Below are 21,032 nucleotides of genomic sequence, written 5' to 3' on the forward strand. Positions count from 1 at the left end.
GGTCCACCACCTCAGACATTCGACGCTGGACCATTTTGTTTGCGCAGCCGGTGACCCTATGCCAAAAGCGGCCTGCCGCCTCCGGAGACGCTCCTGCTTGAAGTCTTTTCGCGACAAACGCCGCGACAACCGTCCGCCCGCAAAGGGCAGGACCGAACATGCGCGGCCGCAGCCGGAGACCGTACCAGTCCGACCCGAAGCCAGACAGCCACGCCACGAAACAAAACCGGACGACCGGTCTGATCCGAAGCCCGCCCCCCGTATCCTGGCGCGTCGCGAAGGCATCCTGCCCACTGAGCGCCTGCCGGTGATCCTCGAAGTGGCGCCCAATCAGGATTATGCACTGCTCGACAGCGGCGCCGGCGAAAAGCTCGAACAATACGGCCCCTACCGCATCGTGCGGCCCGAGGGACAGGCGATCTGGCAAAAGGCCTTACCGGCCAGGGACTGGGACCGCGCCGACGCCATCTTCACCGGCGACACCGACGAGGAAGGCATCGGCCGCTGGCGGTTCCCGAAGGTACCGCTGGGCGAGACCTGGCCGATGAAGCATGACGGCATCGACTATCTCGGCCGCTTCACCTCGTTTCGCCATGTCGGCGTCTTCCCCGAGCAGGCTTCGCACTGGGACCATATGGCCAGCCTGATCGCGGCGGCCAAGCGCCCGGTCAAGGTGCTGAACCTGTTCGGCTATACCGGGCTCGCGTCTCTCGTAGCCGCCCGCGCCGGCGCCGAGGTCACCCATGTCGATGCCTCCAAGAAGGCGGTCGGCTGGGCGCGCGAAAACCAGGAAATGGCTGGTCTCGGCAGCAAGCCGATCCGCTGGATCGTTGACGATGCAGTGAAATTCGCCGAGCGCGAAGAGCGCCGCGGCAGCCGCTACGACATCATCCTGTTCGACCCGCCCGCCTATGGCCGCGGCCCCAAGGGCGAGGTCTGGCAGTTGTTCGAGGACCTGCCCGGCCTGACCGATCTTTGCCGCGCGATCCTGACGCCGAAACCGCTCACCGTGGTGCTGACCGCCTATTCCATCCGCGCCTCCTTCTTCGCCATCCATGCCTTGATGCGCGACACTTTTGCCGGCATGGGCGGCACGGTTGAATCAGGCGAACTGATCATCCGCGAGCAGTCCGCCGGGCGGGCGCTGTCGACATCGCTGTTTTCGCGCTGGGTAGCCTGAATGCCCCGGAGACCTGAATGCCCGGGAGTCCCGAATGAATGAGCGGCACGCCGGCGCGCCCGGGCAGGTCAAGGAAGTCACCAGCCTTGCCAATCCGCTGATCAAGGACATCAAGGCGCTCGCCCAGAAGAAATTCCGCGACCAGCAGAACGCCTTCATGGCCGAAGGGCTGAAGCTGGTCATCGACGCCCTCGACCTCGGCTGGTCGATCAGGACGCTGGTCTTCGCCAAGGCCGGACGCGGCAATGCGGCGGTCGAAAAGGTGGCGGCGCGCACGGTTGCCGCCGGCGGCACCGTGCTCGAAGTGTCCGAAAAAGTGCTGGTCGCCATAACCCGCCGCGACAATCCGCAAATGGTGGTCGGCGTCTTCCGGCAGAAACTGCTGCCGTTAAGAGACATCCGCGCTCACGACGGCGATGTCTGGGTGGCGCTCGACCGGGTGCGCGATCCCGGCAATCTCGGCACCGTCATCCGCACCGTCGATGCCGTCGGCGCCAAGGGCGTCATCCTGGTCGGCGAGACTACCGATCCTTTTTCGGTCGAGACCGTGCGCGCCACCATGGGCTCGATCTTCGCCGTGCCGGTGACCAAGGCGACGCCGGAAGCATTTCTGGCTTGGCGAAACAGCTTCTCGGGCCTGGTGGTCGGCACCCATCTGAAGGGTGCGGTCGACTACCGCTCGGTCGATTTCTCCCGAGGACCGGTGCTCTTGATGATGGGCAATGAGCAGCAGGGCCTGCCCGACAATCTGGCGGAAAGCTGCGACCGGCTGCTGCGGATTCCGCAGGCCGGCCGCGCCGATTCACTCAATTTGGCGGTCGCCACCGGAATCATGCTGTTCGAGATCCGGCGCGGCGCGCTGAAACTTGCCCCCGAGGACGCCACATCGTGAAATCATGGTCTCCCTATGCGCTGCTGGTGATGGTGGCAATCGCGCTCGACCAGTGGATAAAGCATCTGATCGAGACCGGCCTCGTCTTCCAGGAAAAGCTCGACCTGGTGCCATTCCTGGCGCTGTTTCGCACCTACAATACCGGCATCGCCTTCTCGATGTTCTCGTCCTTCGGCGACACCGGCCTGGTCGTCATCGCGGTCGTCGTCGTCGCCTTCGTGCTTTATCTGGCAACGCGTACGCCATCCGGCCATGTGCTGGCCCGCATCGGCTTTGCCCTGATCATCGGTGGCGCGATCGGCAATCTGATCGACCGCGCCGTCTACGGCCACGTCATCGACTATATATTGTTCCACACGCCGGTATGGTCCTTCGCCGTCTTCAACCTCGCCGATGCCTTCATTTCGGTCGGCGCGGCGCTGGTCGTCTTCGACGAATTCATCGGCTGGCGGCGCGAGGCCAAGCCGCAAGGCCCAGAAGCCTGACGGCCCGACTCTTTTGACCAATTGACCTCGCCGGACGGTCGCCGCACAGTTCGGCCAGAGCCAGCCAATGCCGACCGCCAGCCTTTGCGAAGCCGAGGAGAAGAGATGCCTGAAACCTTCAAAGCCATCCTCGTTTCGCGCGACGCCGAAAAGAAGCAGTCGGTCGAGATCGTCGATTTCAGCGAAGCCGATTTGATGGAAGGTGATGTCACCGTCGCGGTCAAGGCGACGACCGTCAACTACAAGGACGGGCTGGCCATCACAGGCAAGGCGCCGGTGATCCGCCGCTGGCCGCTGGTGCCGGGCATCGATTTCGCCGGCACGGTGATTTCTTCCTCGCATGCCGACTGGCGCAAGGGTGATCAGGTGATCCTCAACGGCTGGGGTGTCGGCGAAACGCATTTCGGCGCCTATGCCGGGCGCGCCCGCGTCAACGGCGACTGGCTGGTGCCGTTGCCCGACGGCATCAGCGCCCACGATGCGATGGCGGTCGGCACCGCCGGCTATACGGCGATGCTGTGCGTCATGGCGCTGGAGCGGCACGGCATCCTGCCCGATCGCGGCCCGGTGGTGGTGACGGGTGCCGCCGGCGGCGTCGGTTCGGTCGCGGTCTCGCTCCTGTCCAGCCTCGGCTACCACGTCATTGCCTCGACCGGCCGCAGCGCCGAAAGCTCCTATCTGATCGACCTCGGTGCCGCCGAAGTGATTTCGCGCGAGGAACTCTCCCAGCCGGCCAAGCCGCTGGCCAAGGAGCGCTGGGCCGGCGGCATCGATGCCGTCGGCAGCCACACGCTGGCCAATGTGCTGTCGATGACCGCCTATGGCGGCGCGGTCGCCGCCTGCGGCCTGGCGGGTGGCATGGATCTGCCGTCGAGCGTCGCCCCGTTCATCCTGCGCGGCGTCTCGCTGCTCGGCATCGATTCAGTGATGGCGCCAAAGGCTGTGCGGCTGGAAGCCTGGCGCCGCATCGGCAGCGATCTTGATCTCAAGAAGCTCGCCGGCCTGTCGACGACCATCGGCTTCGACGGCATCATCACCGCCGCCCATGACATCGTCGAGGGCAAGATCAGGGGCCGCGTGGTTGTCGATATGTGAGGCTCCCGAAGCATGATCCCGAAAGGGAATCAGGTTTCGGAAAAGATCAGGCGATGCGGAAAACCGCCAAAAATGCATGACCGCTAAAATTCGAACGATCCGCCGCGCTTTTCCATAATCTCTATCTGCAAGGAGTTCCGCATGATCGCGGAGTCCGCCAGGAAAGAGAAGAGCCGTGCCGAAAGCGTCGACGGGCCGAGTCCGGCGACGGCGAAGCGGCAGCGTGTCGCGCCGCCGCCTCTGGCGCCGGATTTGCCGCGCGCCACGTCCGAGGGCCTGCCGTTCCTGACGGTGGTCGCCAGTGTCGTGCTGGCGGGCCTCTCCCACCTCACCGGTGCGCCGATCTTCATCACCCTCGGCCTGCTGGCGACAGGCCTTGCCGGCGTCGCCATGCACCTGCGCAGCCGCCGCACCGTCCGCCGCGCGGCGGCCTTGCTCGACGAAACCGCGGCCCGTAGCCGCGCCGAAATCGAGACGCTGGCCGACCGTATGTGGGAGATGCAGGAGAGCGAGGAGCGTTTTCGCGGGCTGATCGATGCGCTCGGCGATCTCGTCGTCCACCGCGACCGCGATGGCCACATCGTCTACGCCAACAAGGTTTTCGCCAGCCTCGTCGGAACCGACCAACGCGACCTTGCCGGCAGGACCCTCGCCGAACACGGCATTGATGTCGGCATCGTCCCCGACGCCGCCTTTTCCGATCATGAATGCCTGAGTTCCACCGACGTCTCCATACGCACCCCGAACGGTCCGCGCTGGTTCTCATGGATCGAACTGTCGGTACGCGACAAGGATAGCGGCGCCGTCTCGCACCGGGCGATTGCCCGCGACATCACCGCGCGCAAACGCGCCGAATCCTCGCTGATCACCGCGCGCGAGCGCGCCGAATATGCCAGCCAGGCCAAGTCGCGCTTCCTCGCCACCGTCAGCCATGAGATCCGCACGCCGATGAACGGCATCATGGGCATGGCCAAGCTTCTGGCTGACACCAATCTGTCGCCCGAGCAGCGCACCTATGTCGGCGCTGTCTCGACCTCGGCCAGCGCCCTTTTGGCGCTCATCGAGGATTTGCTCGACTATTCCAAGATAGAGGCCGGCCGTTTCGACCCGGAGCCGCAGCCGACATCGCTGCGCGAAATCGCCGACAACATCGTCGAACTGATGGCAGCGAAAGCCTTCGCCAAGAAAATCGGCCTCGGCTGTCATGTCGAGCCCGACGTGCCGCAGATGATCATGGCCGATCCCGGCAGGGTCAGGCAGGTGCTGCTCAACCTGATCGGCAATGCGATCAAGTTCACCGACACCGGCGGCGTGCTGGTCTCGATTGCGCGCGCCCGCACCGATACCAGCGACCGCATCTGCTTCACCGTTACCGACACCGGCCCCGGCCTGCGCGAAGACGACATGGAGCGCATCTTCGAGGAATTCGAACAGTCCGACGGCACCTCGACCCGCACCCATGGCGGCGCCGGCCTCGGTCTGGCCATATCGAGGCGCCTGGTCGCCGCCATGGGCGGTGCCATTTCGGTGTCGAGCCGACTTGGCGAGGGATCGGAATTCGTCTTCGAGATCCCGGCCGCAGGAGCAACCGAAGCACCGCAGAACCGGCAGAACATCCTGGCCGGCCGGCGCGCCGTGATCGTGTCGAAGAACGCCGTCGAGGCGGACGCCATCGCCCGCACCATCCGCGCCCATGGCGGCGCCGTCGACGTCGCCGCAACCGCTTCCCAGGCGACGCCCTTCGCCGAACATTGCGATGTGCTGTTGATCGACGCGGCCCTGGAGGACGGCGACGGCAGACTGCTCAAGCGCCTGCGCCAGAGTGGCTTTGCCGATTGCGAGGCGATCACGCTGATCGCGCCGACCGACCGCGGCATGCTTGGCGAATTCCGCACCAGCGGCTACGCCACCTTCTTGGCGAGGCCGGTGCGCGGCGAAACCCTGCTGCGCGTGCTGCTGACCAGTCATGCCCCTGCCTTGCCGCCGCCCAAGCCGGAAAAGACCGGCGCGTCCTCTCTTCGTGCCCATGGCGCACGCCAGCAGGGCTTGTCGGTGCTGATCGCCGAAGATAACGACATCAACGCCATGCTTGCCCGCGCCACGCTTTTGAAGGCGGGACATCGCGTGAAAGTGGTCGGCAATGGCAAGGCCGCGGTCGAGGCGGTCACCGAGGCCGGGCTGAAAAATCGCTTCGATGTGGTGCTGATGGATTTGCACATGCCGGTGATGGACGGGCTGGACGCGATCGCCGCCATCCGCCGCCACGAGGAGGAAATGGCTGTGCCGCCGGTACCAATCATGGTGCTTTCGGCCGACAGCCAGGAAAAGACCCGCCACACCGTGCTCGCCCATGGCGCCAGCGGCTTCGTCACCAAGCCGCTCGATCCCGACGCGCTGGTCCATGCCGTCGAGGGCCAGGTGGCCGCCTGAATTCATGTCGCTCGAAAATGGCCCCGGTTTTGAGAAGACGACATGCACAAAACAAAGACTTGAAGCGCGTCGCGTGAATCGTCCCAGCGCGACGCGCTTCATGGCGACGCTGGCGCAATCCTCGCGTCACGTAGGTAGCCGAATGAGGGTTTTCGCCAGCCGACGAAGTATTGCCCGTCGCGCCGTATCACGGTACTGTCACAATCCTGTTGCACCTACACCGTATCCCCGTGCCAAGAGGGATGGCTCGAAGGAGAATCACTCGTGCATACAGTTATGCCGGAATGTGACACTCGGCCCAGCGCAGGCGGCGCTTTGCTCGCCGCGCGGAACGCCGATGCCGTCGCAACAGGCGCACCGCTGGGCCGTATCGGCAATCTCGAAGTGCGGCTTGCCCGCAATGAGGCCGAGATCGCCGCCGCGCAGGAAGTGCGCTACCGGGTGTTTTATGACGAGCTTGGCGCCAGGAAGGACCTGTTCCAGGCGCAGGACCGGCGCGACGCCGACCGCTTCGACCCGCTGTGCGACCATCTCCTCGTGCTGGACACTTCGATCTCCGGCCCCGAGCATCGCCGCATCGTCGGCACTTACCGCCTGCTGCGGCAAGAGATTGCCGCGACCGCCGGCGGCTTCTATTCCGAAGGCGAGTTCGAACTGACCAAGCTGATCGCCCGCCATCCTGGCCAGCGCTTCCTTGAGCTCGGCCGCTCCTGCGTGCTGCCGGAATACCGCTCGAAGCGCACCATCGAGGCGCTGTGGCAAGGCATCTGGGCCTACATCAACCACTATGAGATCGGCGTGATGACCGGTTGTGCCTCGTTCCCTGGCACGGTGCCGGCTGCGCATGCCGAGGCGCTCACCTACCTTGCCCATCACTGCCGGACCAACTCCGCCTGGGATGTGCGGGCGGTCTCCGGGCGCTATTGCTCGATGGACCTGATGCCGATCGAGGCGGTCAACGCCAAGGCGGCGATTGCGGCCATGCCGCCGTTGGTCAAGGGCTATCTGCGCGTCGGCGCCCGCATCGGCGACGGCTGCGTCATCGACCGTGAGTTCTCCACCGTCGATGTGTTCGTGGTGATGCCGGTCAAGGAAATCGGCGCCCGCTACGTCAACTATTATGGCGGGGAAGCGCAGCGCTTTGCGGCGTGAGGTAGTAGGCAGTAGTGAAGGCTGCCGCGAATTGCTGACTACCGACTATTCCCTATTCCCTAATCCCTCTCCCTACGGAATATCCTCCGGTCGCCGTCCCGGGCGGCTCTTGTAGGACGGAAAGGTCCAGCCGAATTTCAGCGCGCCGCCGCGCACCAGGAAAGCCGCGACGAAGCCGGCGATATCCGAGGCGAGCGGCGGCAGGCCGGCAAGATCGCCAAGTGTGTAGAGGCCGGCGCCCGCGAGTGCGGCGGTGACGTAGATTTCGGGCCTGAGCAGCACCGATGGCTCGCCGGCCAGCAGATCGCGCAGGATGCCGCCAAATGTGGCGGTCAACACGCCCATAACAACGGAGACGACCGGCGAGCCGGTGATGGCCAGCCCCTTGGCCGCGCCCATTACGGAAAAGGCCGCCAATCCGATGGCGTCGAGCCAGAGCAGCCATTTCCAGCGGGATTCGACGCGGTGGGCGATGAAGAAGACCAGCACCGCAACCGCCGCGCAAACCAGCACATAGCCGGAGTTGGCGACCCAAAAGACGGGCAGGTTGAGGATGACGTCGCGAAGCGTGCCGCCGCCAATGCCGGTGACGCTGGCCAGAAACAGGAAGCCGATAATGTCGAGCTGCTTGCGCGAAGCCGCCAACGCCCCGGTCGCGGCAAAGACGGCGACGCCGGCATAGTCGAGGAGGTCGATGGGCGTCAGGGACATGAGGCAGTAGGGATTGGGAATTAGGGAAAGTATGAATAACACGAAGCCGCGCGATTGATACGCCTGCCTATTCCCTATTCCCTATTCCCTATTCCCTATTCCCTATTCCCTATTCCCTATTCCCTACTGCCTACCCTACTCACGCATCCTTCTCGGCCTGCTCGTTCACCGGCCCCGGCTCAACCGGCGCTTCGGTGGCCGCGATCTTGGGGCCGCCCTTGGCGACCCCGACCATGGCCGGCCGCAGCACGCGCTCGCCGATCGAATAGCCCGGCTGCACGACCTGGACGACGGTGTTGGCCGGCACATCGGGATTGGGCACTTCGAACATCGCCTGGTGGAAATTCGGGTCGAACTTCTCACCTTCTGGCTCAAGCTTCTTCACCCCATGCCGTTCCAGCGTCGACAGCATGGCGCGCTCGGTGATCTCGACGCCGTCGATCAGCGCCTTGAAGCCGGCATCTCCGGCCGCTTTCGCCTCGGCGGGGATAGCATCGAGCGCGCGGCGCAGATTGTCCGACACCGACAGCATGTCGCGGGCGAAATTGGCCACCGCATAGGCGCGCGCATCATGCACGTCGCGGGCGGTGCGGCGGCGCAGATTCTCCATCTCGGCCGCGACGCGCAGCGCGCGGTCCTTCAGCTCCTCGTTTTCCTTCAGCAGCCGCACCAGCGCTTCATAGTCGCCGTCGATGCCGCCGTGCGTGCGCTCGGCCTCGGCCGTTTCGATATCCTCGGGCGCGCGTTCGTCTTTTGTCTGGTCGCTCATCGCCATTTCCCGTCATTCGAATGGTTTGGATTTGCGCCCGATATCGAGGTTTGGCGGCCAAAAATCAAGGGGGAAGCCCAGGAGGACGCCCAACAGCAGGCAATGTTGCGGGCTGCCCGTCGGACTTGGTGCGGGACGCAAAGACGTTCAAAATTAATTCAAACTTTACCGTAACGGCAGCCTTTGCTTGCCAATACCCCGCTATGGGGAACCATTCAAAGCTTGGAGGAGTTTTGAAACCGACACAGGATTTGAGACAATGGACCGCAATACTGGCAACAGAAGCGAAGAGCTCGCCGCCGACATCAGGCGCCAGTTCGGCACCGAGGCGACGACGCGCTTCTTGCGCACCTTGCCGGCCTTCCGCACCGAGGCCGACATTCCCGCCCGTTTCCGGGACCTGCTCGACCGGCTGGACGGCATAGAAGCCAGCATGGCCGGCGGCCGACGCCGTCAATAGCGATGCTATCGCGCGACAATTACGCGCAGTAATTTTGCGTGAGCTTTTCCTTGCGGCAGCGGGACGCCCCGCCTATGCTTCCTGATGAACATGATTTCCCCCGAGACGGCCGCCAACAGCAAGCGCGCCTGGTTGAAGATCCTGGCGCGCTACAAGAAGCCCGACCGGCGACGCAGCACTCTTGAACTCGCCATCACCCTTATTCCTTTCGTTACGCTGTGGGCGCTGTCTTCGGCAGCCTATTCCTATGGCCACTGGTGGGGCTTGATCCTGATCCTTCCCGCCGCCGGTTTTCTGGTGCGGATCTTCATGATCCAGCACGATTGCGGCCACGGCTCCTTCTTCGCCAACCGCACTGCCGACGACTGGATCGGCCGCGCGCTCGGCGTGCTGACGCTGACCCCTTACGATTGCTGGCGGCGCGCGCACGCCACCCATCACGCCAGCGCCGGCAATCTTGACGAGCGCGGCATGGGCGATATCAGGACGTTGACGGTTGCTGAATACCGGCAGCTGTCTTGGCGGGGACGCCTTGCCTATCGTCTCTACCGCCATCCCCTGGTGATGTTCGGCCTTGGCCCGATCTGGCTGTTCATCTTCGAGCAGAGGCTGCCCGTCGGCATGATGCGCGGCGGCCTGACGCCCTGGGTGTCGTCGATGACCACCAATCTCGGCATCGCGGTCGCGGCAGCGCTGCTTATCTGGCTGGTCGGCCCCGGCGCTTTCCTGATCGTCCATTTGCCGATCGTGATCCTGGCCGGATCGGCCGGAATCTGGCTGTTCTACGTCCAGCACCAGTTCGAGGAGACGGAATGGGCGAAGGACGAAGAGTGGGAATTCCAGCGTGCCGCCCTGCACGGCTCGTCCTATTACGATTTGCCGCCGGTGCTGAACTGGTTCACCGGCAATATCGGCGTCCATCACGTGCACCATCTCTCCGCCAAGGTGCCGGGCTACCGGCTGCAGGAAGTGCTGCGCGACTATCCGGAACTGCGCGGCATCGGCCGCGTCACGCTTCTCGACAGCCTGCGCTGCGTCAAGCTGGCGCTATGGGACGAGAATCGCCGCAAGCTGGTCTCGTTTCGCGAAGCGCGGGCTTTGGCCTGAAAGCATTCCAGCAAAGTGAAGCGGTTTCCCGGGAAGACCGCGCAGCGCTTTCCCTCGGGATCGCATAAAACAAAAAATAAACCGCCGCACCAAAGGCGCGGCTGCATCTCCCAGAAGATCTGCTCAGGTGGCCTTGCGCTCCTCGCGCATCAGGACCTTGCAGCCCTGATCACGTCAGCCGCCTTTTCGGCGATCATGATGGTCGCTGCATTGGTGTTGCCGCCGATCAGCGCGGCTTCCTGCCTGGCGGATACTTCCGTCCGGACAGCCAAGAGATCACAGTCTTTGTAAAGACAGGCGAAATTACCGCTGCGTCAGCTGTTGCGAACGCGCCGCCAGGAGTATTTCGGCCCCTTCGGCTCCGACGCTTCGGTCGGCTGATAATAAAGGCCCAGCCCTCCTGTGCGGCCTTCTTCGAGGCGCTTCAGCAGAACCGGGTTGGATATTTCGAACTCGTCGAAGCCGAGGCGCAGCATATGCGGCAGCTGGTCGACGAGCACCTGGCCAGTGGCGCGGACCGCGCCCTCGAAATCGTAGCGGCTGCGCAGCAATTCGCCCTTGGAAAACGAGCGGCCGTCGCTGAAGGCCGGAAAGGCCAGCGCCACCAGCGACAGCTGGTCGAGCAGATCCACGATCTTTTCCAGCTGGTCGCCCGGCAGCAATGCGACGCCCAGCCGCTCCTTGGCCGAGCGCCGCACCTCGGCATCAAGGCCGAGAAATGCCTGCAACGGCAGGATGAAGCGGCCATTGCCCGCCAGTGCATCCGCACTTTCGGCATGTGTCCACTCGTCTTCGCGAAAACCCGTCCGGGTCCAGAGGCGGGTCTCCGCTGTGGTCTGTTCAGTCATAGAAAATTCCTAAAGCCCTAAAAATCGAAAGTCCGCGAAAGCCGGTCCACACGAAACCGGCGGCCTCCGAGTGGAAGCCGCCGTTGCAGGCCAGCCTCACCTGAATATCACCATAGCTTAAAGGGATGCGTCGGTCAGCGATACTTCCAGTCCCGACAGATGGATGCCGCACTCGGTCTTGGCATGACCGGCCCAGCGTCCGCTTCGCGCATCCTCGCCCGGCTGCACCGGCTGCGTGCATGGGAAGCAGCCGATCGACAGATAGCCGTACGCAACCAGCGGATTTTCGCGCAGCGCATGCGCGCGCATGTAGTCAGCCTGGTCGGATGTCGTCCAGTGCGCCAGCGGATTGACGCGTACGCGCGGGCCGACCGCCTCGAACACCGGCAGCGCGGCTCGCGTCGCCGCCTGGAAGCGCTTCCGGCCGGTCAGCCAGGCGCGGAAGGGGGCGACGCCGCGCGCCAGCGGCTCGACCTTGCGCACGTCGCAGCAGGCATCGGTATTGCTCTGGTGCAGATTGCCGGTCGGATCGACCCGCTCGAGCGCCGCGTCTTCGGGCTTGATCACCCTGATGTTGGTCAGCCCGAAATCGGCGACCAGCGCATCGCGATAGCCCAGCGTCTCTTCGAAATGCTTGCCGGTGTCCAGGAAGATGACCGGCAGCGTGCGGTCGACCTTGGCGATCATATGCAGCAGGACGGCGGAATCCGCGCCGAAGGACGACACGGCGGCGATCTCGTCATGAAACAATTCGCTCGCCGCGCGTTCGATGATGTCGAGCGGGCTCAGATGTCCATACAGCGCGTCGAAGCCCGCCGCTTTGGCGGCGATGCTGTCGTCGACGTCGAGGATGCGGTCAAGCGGCCTTGGTTTCGCCAGCATAGAGCGCCTCCTTGAACGGCGCGGGACCGACACGGCGGTAGGCGTCGATAAAACGTTCACTGGGACCGAGCCGAAGGCCGAGATAGGTGTCGACGATCTGCTCGATGGCGTCGGTGATCTCTTCCGAAGAGAAGCCGCGGCCGATGATTTCGCCAACCGAGGTGTTCTCGTCGGCCGATCCGCCAAGCGTCACCTGGTAGAGCTCGGAGCCCTTCTTCTCGACGCCGAGGATACCGATATGGCCGACATGGTGGTGGCCGCAGGCATTGATGCAGCCGGAAATCTTCAGCTTCAATTCGCCGATCTCGCGCTGCCGCTCCAGCGAGGCGAAGCGAAGCGAAATCTCCTGCGCGATCGGGATCGAGCGCGCCGTCGCCAGCGCGCAATAGTCGAGGCCAGGGCACGCGATAATATCGCTGATCAGGTTGGAATTGGCCGTCGCCAGACCAATATCGACCAGCGCATCATAGACAGCCTTGAGATCGGCGCGCGCCACATGCGGTAGGATCAGGTTCTGCTCATGGCTGACGCGCAGTTCGTCGAACGCGTATTTCTCGGCGATGTCGGCGACCGCTTCCATCTGGCTGTCGGTGGCATCGCCCGGCACCTCGCCGATGCCTTTCAGCGAGATCGTCACCGCGGCATAGTCAGGATGGCGATGCGTCACGACATTCTGGTCGAGCCAATCCGAGAAGCTTTTGGAATCGAGCCGCGCCAGCTTGATCGCCGCGTCGCCTTCCGGCCGGGCGGTCAGTGCCGGCGGCGCGAAATAGGCGTCGATGGCACGGATGTCGGCTTCCGGCAGCTTCAGCTCGGCGTCCTTCAGCTCCTGCCATTCGGCCTCGACCTGGCGGGTGATTTCCTCGACGCCGGTCTCGTGGACGAGGATCTTGATGCGCGCCTTGTACTTGTTGTCGCGGCGGCCATAGAGGTTGTACACGCGCAGGATCGCCGTGCAGTAGGACAGCAGGTCGGCTTCCGGCAGGAAGTCGCGGATCTTGCGCGCCACCATCGGCGTGCGGCCCTGGCCGCCACCGACATAGACGGCAAAGCCGAGCTCGCCGGCGGCGTTCTTCTTCAGATGCAGACCGATATCATGCGTCTGGATGGCGGCGCGGTCGCGCTCGGCCCCGGTCACCGCGATCTTGAACTTGCGCGGCAGGAACGAGAATTCCGGATGCACAGACGACCATTGCCGCAGGATCTCGGCATAGGGGCGCGGATCAGCGACCTCGTCGGCGGCGGCGCCGGCAAAGTGATCGGCGGTGACGTTGCGGATGCAATTGCCGCTGGTCTGGATGGCATGCATCTCGACGCTGGCGAGATCGGCCAGGATCGCCGGAATGTCGGACAGCGCCGGCCAGTTGAACTGGATGTTCTGGCGCGTGGTGAAGTGGCCGTAGCCCTTGTCGTATTTGCGCGCGATGTGGCCGAGCATGCGCAGTTGCGCGCTGTTCAGCGTGCCATAGGGCACCGCGATGCGCAGCATGTAGGCGTGCAGCTGCAGGTAGACGCCGTTCATCAGCCGCAGCGGCCGGAACTGATCCTCGGTGATCTCGCCGGACAGCCGGCGTTCGACCTGGTCGCTGAACTCGGCGACGCGGGCCTGGACAAAATCGTGGTCGAACTCATCGTAGCGGTACATGTTTCGTCTTTCAGGGCGCGTCCGCCCGTATTTTGTTACGCTGCCCGCGCAGCCTGCTTGCCCAGATCTTCCCGGATGGTCGGGCCGGCGGCGCGGATCTTTTCGCGCAAGCGTACCGGCACGACGACGCCATTGATGACTTCAACGTCGATCAGATTGACGTCGACAACCTGATTGTTGGCGTTGGCCTTGGCGCCGATTGCTTCCAGCCTGTCCTCTGCCGCTTGGTCATGGGCAAGGTCGGCATGGTCGACCGTCTCGGCCCAGCCGCCATCGGCGTACCAGACGGCGATGCCGTCGGAGAGGCGGTTTGCGGTCAGTATCTTCATGGCTCGACCTCTGCGTCGGCCGCGTTGGCGGCGCCCTCATAGTTATGGGCCGCGAGCGGCTCGGAACGTTCAAAGTTGGCGCCGGCAACCGCGTCGCCGATGATGGTCATCACCGGACCGGCCAGATCGGCGCGCTCTTCCAGCGACGGCAAATCGGCCAGTGTGCCGTGGAAACGGCGGCGGTTCTGCAAGCTGGCATTCTCGACCACGGCAACCGCCGTGTCCGGCGACAGGCCGGCCTCGATCAGTCGTCCGGCGACTTCGGCGGCGACCGAGCGGCCCATATAGACGGCGACGGTGGCGCCGGAAATGGCGAGCTTGGCCCAATCCGGCAGCGAATTGCCCTTCAGATCATGGCCGGTGGTGAACACCATCGACGAGGAGACGCCGCGCAGCGTCAGCGGCAGCTCGAAGTCGGCGGCGGCGGCAAAGGCGGCGGTGACGCCGGGGACGACATCATAGGCGATGCCGGCATCGCGCAGTGCGGCCATCTCCTCGCCGGCGCGGCCGAACACGAGCGGGTCGCCCGACTTCAGCCGCACGACGCGCTTGCCCTGCCTGCCGAGATCGACCAGCAGCGCATTGATCTCGGCCTGGCTCTTGGTGTGGCATCCCTTGCGTTTTCCGACCGGCAGCCGCTCGGCGTCGCGGCGGCCCATGGCGACGATCGCCTCCGGCACCAGCGCGTCATAGACGATGACGTCGGCTTCCATCAAAAGCCGATGCGCGCGCAGCGTCAGAAGATCCTCAGCACCTGGCCCGGCGCCAACCAACGCGATATGGCCCGAAGCCGGAGCCTTCGACAGCAACAGATCGGCGGCGGCGTCATGCGCCTGCGAAAGCTCGCCGGCTTCGACGGCGCGCGCCGGTGCACCCTGGAAAAAACTGCTCCAGAACTGGCGGCGGGCGTTGCCTTTCGGCAGCAGCTTTTCGGCGGGACCCCGGAACGAGGCGGCAAGCGCTGCCAGCGGCCCGAGCGACGGCGACAGCATGCGGTCGATGCGGCTGCGCAGCATCTGCGCCAGCACCGGACCCGCGCCTTCCGTGCCGATGGCGATGGCGACCGGGGCGCGGTTGACCAGCGCCGGGGTGAAGAAATCGCATAGCTCCGGCCGGTCGACGGCATTGACCGGAATGCCAAGGCGGCGCGCATCGTGGGCGACGCGGCGGTCGAGCGTCTCGTCGCCGCTGGCGGCAAACACCAGGACCGCGCCTTCGAGATGCGCGGCGTCGTAGGGGGCGTCGATACGGATGGCGCCGGTCGTGGCGATGAAGCTCAGCAATTCGGCGTCGGCAACATCGGCAATGATGCGAAGCACAGCACTCGACTGATCAAGTAGCCGCGCCTTGGCCAACGCTTCGCCTCCGCCGCCGACGATGGCCACGGCTTCGCCTTCGACCCGCATGAAGACCGGGAACGCGGTGAGCTTGGGATTGGTGTGCGGCATGACGAACAGATTCCGGAACAATTCGGCAGTTTTAGGCGCGGACGCGAAAAAGCTGAAGGAACCCACTCGCGCATCCCCTGACGGGAGGCAATCGGTTTTCCGCAAGCCAAAGGGCCAAGAGAAAAATATTCCACATCCGCATATCAGGCGGATTCAAGCTGCTGCCGCAGGCTTTGTTCTGCGGCTCTTTTATCCGGCAGTCGGCCAAGCTGCAAAATTATTTTTTCTAAATTCTACCAATTTAGTAGATTAAAGCCGTGACCTCCGGACATTGCTCCGATAGACGATAGATCGGGCTTGATATGGCTGCGTGCGATCTCGGCGAACGAAGTGGAACGTTCCCGCTTCGCCACGCGTTCTGCCCCTGCCGTAACAGACAATCGTCGGCTGGATTTGAACCTTCAAACAGGAGCGCGCAAATGAGCAAGATCAACCTGAAACATGGCCTTCTGGTCATGGTGGCCGATGGCGAGAAAGCGCTGTTCCTGAAGAACGAGGGCGACAATCTCTATCCGAACCTGCAGCTCTTCCAGGAGATGAAACAGGACAATCCGGCAACGCGCGAACAAGGCAGCGACAGTCCCGGCCGCTACAATGACGGCCCCTCCGTGCATCGCAGCGCGGTTGAGGAAACCGACTGGCACCGGCAAGGCAAGGAACGCTTTGCCGAAGAGATCGCGGACCGGCTCTACAAGCTCGCCCATCACGGCATCTTCGACGACATCGTGCTGGTCGCGCCACCGCTGGTGCTCGGCACCATGCGCAAGAAACTGCACAAGGAAGTCACCGACAAGGTGCAGGCGGAGATCCCAAAGACCCTGACCAACCGCCCGCTGATCGATATCGAGGCCATGCTGCAGGCGGCGTGACGCATCGATCATTCGGTATTGGCGCGCGCAGCGGTTTTGCTGCGCGCGCCTTTCGTTTTCGGTGCCTCTGGCCACCAATTTACGTCTTGCGGGTTGCGTCGCCCGCACCCCCTCCACCATATTGAAAAAGGCGGCGGCTTCGGGCGGCGCACACCCGACATTTCCCGAAAGGCGCTCCATAGACAATGCCGCATGACACGCCCCTTATCGCCACCATCGTCGCCGGTCTGGGGCTGGCATTCATCTTCGGGGCGCTCGCCAACCGTTTTCGCATCCCGCCGCTGGTCGGCTACCTCGTCGCCGGCGTACTGGTCGGACCGAACACGCCGGGTTTCGTCGCCGATGCCGGTCTTGCCAATGAGTTGGCCGAAATCGGCGTCATCCTGCTCATGTTCGGCGTCGGCCTGCATTTCTCGCTGAAGGACCTTCTCTCCGTCCGCGCCATCGCCGTACCCGGCGCCATCGTCCAGATCGGCTTTGCCACCGCGCTCGGCGCCGGCCTCGCATGGATGCTCGGCTGGTCGATGGGCGCAGGCCTCGTCTTCGGCCTGGCGCTTTCCGTCGCGTCCACAGTGGTGCTGTTGCGCGCGTTGCAGGAGCGACGGCTGATCGAGACCGAGCGCGGCCGCATCGCCGTCGGCTGGCTGATCGTCGAGGACCTCGCCATGGTGCTGGCGCTGGTGCTTTTGCCGGCGTTGGCCGGCGTGCTCGGCGGCCAGCCGCAGGTCGATGACCATGCGAGCCTTTTGTCGCTGCCGGCCAGCTACGGCATCTGGGGCGTCGTCGGCCTCACGCTGGCCAAGGTCGTCGCCTTCGTCATCGTCATGCTGGTGGTTGGCCGCCGCGTCATTCCGTGGATCCTGCATTACGTCGCCCATACCGGCTCGCGCGAACTGTTCCGGCTGGCGGTGCTGGCGATCGCGCTCGGCGTCGCCTTCGGCGCCGCCAAACTGTTCGGCGTCTCGCTGGCGCTCGGTGCCTTCTTCGCCGGCATGATCATGAGCGAATCCGAGCTCAGCCACCGCGCGGCGGAGGAATCACTGCCGCTGCGCGACGCCTTCTCGGTGCTGTTCTTCGTCTCGGTCGGCATGCTGTTCGATCCGTTCAGCCTGATGAGCAATGGCTGGCCGATCCTGGCGACGCTGGCCATCATCGTCATCGGCAAGTCGCTGGCCGCCTTCGTTATCGTCATCGCCTTCCGCTATCCGCTGGGAACCGCCTTGATGATCTCGGCCAGCCTCGCGCAGATCGGCGAGTTCTCCTTCATCCTGGCGGAGCTCGGCGTCGGGCTGAAGCTGTTGCCGCAACAGGGACGCGACCTGATCCTGGCAGGCGCCATCCTGTCGATCCTGGTCAATCCGCTGATGTTCCTCGCCCTCGACTGGATGAAGCCATGGCTGGACGCGCGCGCCGCCAAGGCAGCACCACCGGAAGAGGCCAAGCCGGTCGGCCCGGCGACGCAGCCCGGACAAGTGGCCTCGGTGGCCGCTGCTGCCAAAGAGGACGGCCCGCCGCCACGCACAACGCTTTCGGGCCACACCATCCTGATCGGCTACGGCCGCGTCGGCAGCCTGGTCGGCGCGGCGCTGAAACAGGCATCGCTGCCCTTCCTGGTCATCGAGGACGCCGACAAGACGCTGGCGAGGCTCAGAGACGACGGCGTCGAAATCGTCTCCGGCAATGCGGCCAGCGCGAGCGTGTTTGCCGCCGCCAATCCGCAGGGGGCCAAACGCTTGATCCTTGCCATCCCCAACGCGTTCGAGGCCGGGCAGATCGTGCTCAGGGCGCGCGCCGCCAACCCCGGCATCAACGTCATCGCGCGGGCCCATTCCGATGCCGAGGTCGAGCACCTGATGGGGCTCGGCGCCGAAACCGTCATCATGGGTGAACGCGAAATCGCCCGCGGCATCGTGCAAGAAGTGCTGGAGCAAAAGCTGATGCCGCGCCCCGAAGCCATTGAGCCCTCCCCGGCCTGAGGCTTGCCCACAGGCGCGTTGATCACGCCACGAAGGCGGAGCCGCCATTGTGCGCGACGCTGGCGAGATACTTTGCCGGCGGCTTGCCGAGCGCTTTCTTGAACATGGTGATGAAGGCGGTGACGGAGGCGTAGCCGAGATCGCCCGAAACCTGCTGGACACTCGCACCGGAGGCCAGCTCCCGTATGGCGACGATCAGGTGCAATTGCTGGCGCCAGCGGCCGAAGCTCAGTCCGGTCTCCTTCACCACAAGACGGGCGAGACTGCTTTCTGAGAGCGCGACGCGGGTGGCCCACTCGGCAAGCGTGCTGCGGTCGGCAGGGTCTTGCGCCAACGCATCGGCGATCCGCCGCAAGCGCGGCTCGGCGGAGATCGGCAAATGCAGCTGCTGGACCGGCATGCGCGGCAGTTCGGAGAGCAGCATCCCAGTCAAAAGCGCGTCCTTCCCGTCGTCTTCCTCCATGCGGTCGGCCAGCTCGATGATCAATTCGCGCAGCAGCGGCGAGATCGACAGCGTGCAGCACCGGTCCGGCAGATCGGCGGCTCCCGGCTCGATATAGACGAAGAAAATCCGCGCATTGGCGGTCGCGATATTGCTGTGTTCCATGCCGCCGGGAATCCACACCCCGCAATGTGGCGGCACCATCCACAGGCCGCTCGGGACGCGGCATGTGACGCCACCGCCGAGCGCGAAGACGAGCTGGCCCTTCCGATGCCAATGGGTCGCCACTTCCGCTTTGGTTTCGGTGACATCGACGCGCACCGCAATTGCAGGAGCGATCACATCATCGACGTCGAAATTGACCCACGGGTAGCGGAGAGGCTGTCTCATGATTGACGGCTTTTAGCGACTATTCGCCATGATAGCTAAATTCTTTGATCCGGGAAGTCGATAGGCTCCGATTCGTGGCTGGCATGTCACAAACCGGCAGGAAGGCTTCCCATGCGCGCCCTCGTCATCTCTCCCGACAGCCCCACCGGACTGACCTTTGCCGAGGCCAACGAACCTCAACCCCTCGCCAACGAAGCGCTTGTCTGCGTCCACGCAACCTCGTTGAACCGCGGCGAACTGCGCCTGCTCACCATACGCCCAAAAGGCTGGATACCCGGCCAGGACATCGCAGGGATTGTCGAACGGGCGGCAGCCGATGGCTCCGGGCCTGCCGTCGGCGCCCGGGTTGTGGCTTTGGTCGACGAGGCCGGCTGGGCGCAACGGGTCGCCGTTCCGACCGACCGCTTCGCCGTCATCCCGGATGAGGTCAGCTTCGTTTCCGCCGCCACGCTTCCCGTGGCGGGCACGACGGCCCTAAGGGTCTTGCGCCATGGCGGCGACCTCGCGGGACAGCAGGTGTTGATCACCGGCGCCAGCGGCGCGGTCGGCCGTTTCCAGATCCAGATCGCCCGCGAGCAAGGCGCCGCGGTGACTGCAATCGCCGCCGCCCGGCACGCCGAGGATCTCCGCGGTCTTGGTGCTCACGAAGTCGTCGAGTCGATCGAACTGGCCGAAGGGCCATTCTCTCTGATCACCGAGTCGGTCGGCGGCCAAAGCCTCGCCCATGCCATCGAACGCGTCGCCCCCGGCGGCACCATCGTCATGTTCGGTTCGAGCAGCGGCGAACTCACGCCGGTTGGCTTCAGACAGTTCGTTCCGGGCCATGAGGGAGCGAGGCTTCAGACTTTCGCCTACTACACATCCGGTCCAGCCATTGGCGCGGACATCGCCTCGCTGCTCGCTCTGGTCGCGGCTGGCCGGCTGGAAACCCGTGTGTCCATGACCGTGCCGTGGACAGACATCGCCCAGGCTCTGGACGCCTTGCGACAGCGCAGCTTCAGCGGCAAGGCTGTTCTCACCATCGCCGAATGAGCAGTCTGTCAGTGCTCAGACGTGCTGGCCGCCATTGATGTGGATTTCCGAGCCCGTCACATAGGACGCCTGCTGCGAGCACAGGAAGAAGATGATGTCGGCGACTTCCGAGGTGGCGCCAAGGCGCCTGAGTGGGATCGTCTCGACGATCTTGTCGGTGCCAGGCGACAGAATCGCGGTGTCGATCTCGCCCGGCGCAATCGCATTGACGCGGATGCCGTGCGGGCCGAAATCATGCGCCATCTCGCGCGTCAGCGAGCCGAGCGCCGCCTTCGAGGTCGCATAGGCGGTGCCGGCGAAAGGATGCACGCGCGTGCCGGCGATCGAGGTGACGTTGACGATCGAGCCTTTTGCTGCAGCAAGCTCCTTGAAGAGGCCCCGCGCGAGCATGATCGGCGCGAAGAAATTGACCTGGAACACGTCGCGCCAGACATGCATCGGCGTGTCGATCGAATCCATGCGGCTGTTGCCGTCCTTGAGCTTCGGCGAAATGCCGGCATTGTTGACCAGCGCGTGCAATTGCCCGCCATGCGCTTCCAGCCGGTGACGGATCTCCGAGACGGCGATGCCGACATCCTCCTGGTCGGCGAGATCGACCTTGATGTGGTCCTCTGGGCCGGCTGGCCACGGGCAATCCTCGGCAAAAGCCTGGCGCGAACAGGTGATGACCCGCCAGCCCTCACGCGAAAAGCGCTTGACCGTGGCATGTCCGATGCCGCGGCTGGCTCCGGTCAGCACGATGGTTTTTCTGGTGTCGGTCTCAGCCATGTCTGTCACTCCGGCCGGAGATGTAGCCGAATGCCGCGAAGGTGGCGAGAGGCCGAATTGTCACCGCAGCTCTCATATGAGGAACGGATTGCCAGCTCGCATTTGGTTCGAAGCTAGAATGA

The 21,032-nt window shown here is 64.4% G+C and carries 22 protein-coding genes; 12 read left to right on the plus strand and 10 right to left on the minus strand.

The features are described from left to right. The first annotated feature begins 97 nt into the window (after positions 1–97). From NKK52_RS20320 to olsB, 6 genes are all read left to right on the plus strand, one after another. The gene (locus NKK52_RS20320) at positions 98–1,180 is read left to right on the plus strand and encodes an RsmD family RNA methyltransferase (protein WP_023683062.1); all 1,083 of its coding nucleotides are present in this window, start codon (positions 98–100) and stop codon (positions 1,178–1,180) included. Between the two features lie 34 nt (positions 1,181–1,214). Beyond that, the gene (locus NKK52_RS20325) at positions 1,215–2,072 is read left to right on the plus strand and encodes a TrmH family RNA methyltransferase (protein WP_023683061.1); all 858 of its coding nucleotides are present in this window, start codon (positions 1,215–1,217) and stop codon (positions 2,070–2,072) included. Continuing rightward, positions 2,069–2,557, plus strand: coding sequence for a signal peptidase II (gene lspA / locus NKK52_RS20330; RefSeq protein ID WP_023683060.1), 489 nt, complete (start codon positions 2,069–2,071; stop codon positions 2,555–2,557). Before NKK52_RS20325 ends, lspA begins: the two co-directional genes overlap by 4 nt. Before the next feature lie 105 nt (positions 2,558–2,662). Further along, complete coding sequence (gene acuI, locus NKK52_RS20335) at positions 2,663–3,652, plus strand: acrylyl-CoA reductase (NADPH) (protein WP_023683059.1); 990 nt, start codon at positions 2,663–2,665, stop codon at positions 3,650–3,652. 141 nt (positions 3,653–3,793) lie between these two features. Further along, complete coding sequence (locus NKK52_RS20340) at positions 3,794–6,082, plus strand: response regulator (protein WP_023683058.1); 2,289 nt, start codon at positions 3,794–3,796, stop codon at positions 6,080–6,082. A 276-nt stretch (positions 6,083–6,358) separates the two neighbouring features. Further along, positions 6,359–7,234, plus strand: a complete 876-nt coding sequence (gene olsB, locus NKK52_RS20345; RefSeq protein WP_023683057.1) for a l-ornithine N(alpha)-acyltransferase — start codon at positions 6,359–6,361, stop codon at positions 7,232–7,234. A 72-nt stretch (positions 7,235–7,306) separates the two neighbouring features. On the opposite strand, the gene NKK52_RS20350 is transcribed toward olsB, so the two are convergent. Then, positions 7,307–7,939 carry a trimeric intracellular cation channel family protein gene (locus tag NKK52_RS20350; protein ID WP_023683056.1) on the minus strand — a complete coding sequence of 211 codons (633 nt, stop codon included), beginning with the start codon at positions 7,937–7,939 and terminating at the stop codon, positions 7,307–7,309. Positions 7,940–8,084: 145 nt separating this feature from the next. Beyond that, positions 8,085–8,714, minus strand: a complete 630-nt coding sequence (gene grpE, locus NKK52_RS20355) for a nucleotide exchange factor GrpE (RefSeq protein WP_023683055.1) — start codon at positions 8,712–8,714, stop codon at positions 8,085–8,087. 259 nt (positions 8,715–8,973) lie between these two features. On the opposite strand from grpE, the gene NKK52_RS20360 reads away from it, so the two are divergent. Further along, a complete protein-coding gene (locus NKK52_RS20360; RefSeq protein WP_023683054.1) occupies positions 8,974–9,174 on the plus strand; it encodes a hypothetical protein in 201 nt (66 codons plus the stop codon). 84 nt (positions 9,175–9,258) lie between these two features. Further along, a complete protein-coding gene (locus NKK52_RS20365) occupies positions 9,259–10,281 on the plus strand; it encodes a fatty acid desaturase (protein ID WP_023669767.1) in 1,023 nt (340 codons plus the stop codon). A 149-nt stretch (positions 10,282–10,430) separates the two neighbouring features. On the opposite strand, the gene NKK52_RS20370 is transcribed toward NKK52_RS20365, so the two are convergent. The 6 genes from NKK52_RS20370 to cysG form a co-directional block, all read right to left on the minus strand. After that, positions 10,431–10,553: a hypothetical protein gene (locus tag NKK52_RS20370; RefSeq protein WP_023683053.1), complete on the minus strand. Its 123-nt coding sequence runs from the start codon at positions 10,551–10,553 to the stop codon at positions 10,431–10,433. 42 nt (positions 10,554–10,595) lie between these two features. Further along, entirely contained in the window at positions 10,596–11,129 is a 534-nt protein-coding gene (locus tag NKK52_RS20375; protein ID WP_023669768.1) for a DUF934 domain-containing protein, read from the minus strand. A 117-nt stretch (positions 11,130–11,246) separates the two neighbouring features. Further along, positions 11,247–12,011: a phosphoadenylyl-sulfate reductase gene (locus tag NKK52_RS20380; protein ID WP_023683052.1), complete on the minus strand. Its 765-nt coding sequence runs from the start codon at positions 12,009–12,011 to the stop codon at positions 11,247–11,249. After that, positions 11,986–13,656, minus strand: a complete 1,671-nt coding sequence (locus NKK52_RS20385) for a nitrite/sulfite reductase (protein WP_023683051.1) — start codon at positions 13,654–13,656, stop codon at positions 11,986–11,988. Before NKK52_RS20385 ends, NKK52_RS20380 begins: the two co-directional genes overlap by 26 nt. Positions 13,657–13,691: 35 nt before the next feature. After that, positions 13,692–13,985: a DUF2849 domain-containing protein gene (locus tag NKK52_RS20390; RefSeq protein WP_023669771.1), complete on the minus strand. Its 294-nt coding sequence runs from the start codon at positions 13,983–13,985 to the stop codon at positions 13,692–13,694. Continuing rightward, complete coding sequence (gene cysG / locus NKK52_RS20395; RefSeq protein WP_023683050.1) at positions 13,982–15,433, minus strand: siroheme synthase CysG; 1,452 nt, start codon at positions 15,431–15,433, stop codon at positions 13,982–13,984. The genes NKK52_RS20390 and cysG overlap by 4 nt, the downstream gene beginning before the upstream one ends. Here cysG and NKK52_RS20400 point away from each other — a divergent pair. The 3 genes from NKK52_RS20400 (at position 15,432) to NKK52_RS20410 (ending at position 18,278) form a co-directional block, all read left to right on the plus strand. Further along, positions 15,432–15,686 (plus strand): hypothetical protein, encoded by a 255-nt coding sequence (locus NKK52_RS20400; protein WP_155923978.1) that lies wholly within the window; start codon positions 15,432–15,434, stop codon positions 15,684–15,686. The two genes, cysG and NKK52_RS20400, sit on opposite strands and share 2 nt — an antisense overlap. 166 nt (positions 15,687–15,852) lie before the next feature. Continuing rightward, a complete protein-coding gene (locus NKK52_RS20405; RefSeq protein WP_023669773.1) occupies positions 15,853–16,302 on the plus strand; it encodes a baeRF12 domain-containing protein in 450 nt (149 codons plus the stop codon). 185 nt (positions 16,303–16,487) lie between these two features. After that, the gene (locus tag NKK52_RS20410; protein WP_023683049.1) at positions 16,488–18,278 is read left to right on the plus strand and encodes a cation:proton antiporter domain-containing protein; all 1,791 of its coding nucleotides are present in this window, start codon (positions 16,488–16,490) and stop codon (positions 18,276–18,278) included. 22 nt (positions 18,279–18,300) lie between these two features. Here NKK52_RS20410 and NKK52_RS20415 read toward each other — a convergent pair whose 3' ends face one another. After that, positions 18,301–19,110: an AraC family transcriptional regulator gene (locus NKK52_RS20415; RefSeq protein WP_023669775.1), complete on the minus strand. Its 810-nt coding sequence runs from the start codon at positions 19,108–19,110 to the stop codon at positions 18,301–18,303. 111 nt (positions 19,111–19,221) lie between these two features. Here NKK52_RS20415 and NKK52_RS20420 point away from each other — a divergent pair, with 111 nt between their 5' ends. Then, entirely contained in the window at positions 19,222–20,142 is a 921-nt protein-coding gene (locus NKK52_RS20420) for a zinc-binding dehydrogenase (protein ID WP_023669776.1), read from the plus strand. Positions 20,143–20,157: 15 nt separating this feature from the next. Here the strand turns inward: NKK52_RS20420 and NKK52_RS20425 are convergent, their stop codons facing one another. Then, positions 20,158–20,910: an SDR family NAD(P)-dependent oxidoreductase gene (locus NKK52_RS20425; RefSeq protein ID WP_023669777.1), complete on the minus strand. Its 753-nt coding sequence runs from the start codon at positions 20,908–20,910 to the stop codon at positions 20,158–20,160. Positions 20,911–21,032 lie beyond the last annotated feature (122 nt).

It is taken from the genome of Mesorhizobium sp. C277A, from assembly GCF_040324395.1.
Classification (GTDB): domain Bacteria; phylum Pseudomonadota; class Alphaproteobacteria; order Rhizobiales; family Rhizobiaceae; genus Mesorhizobium.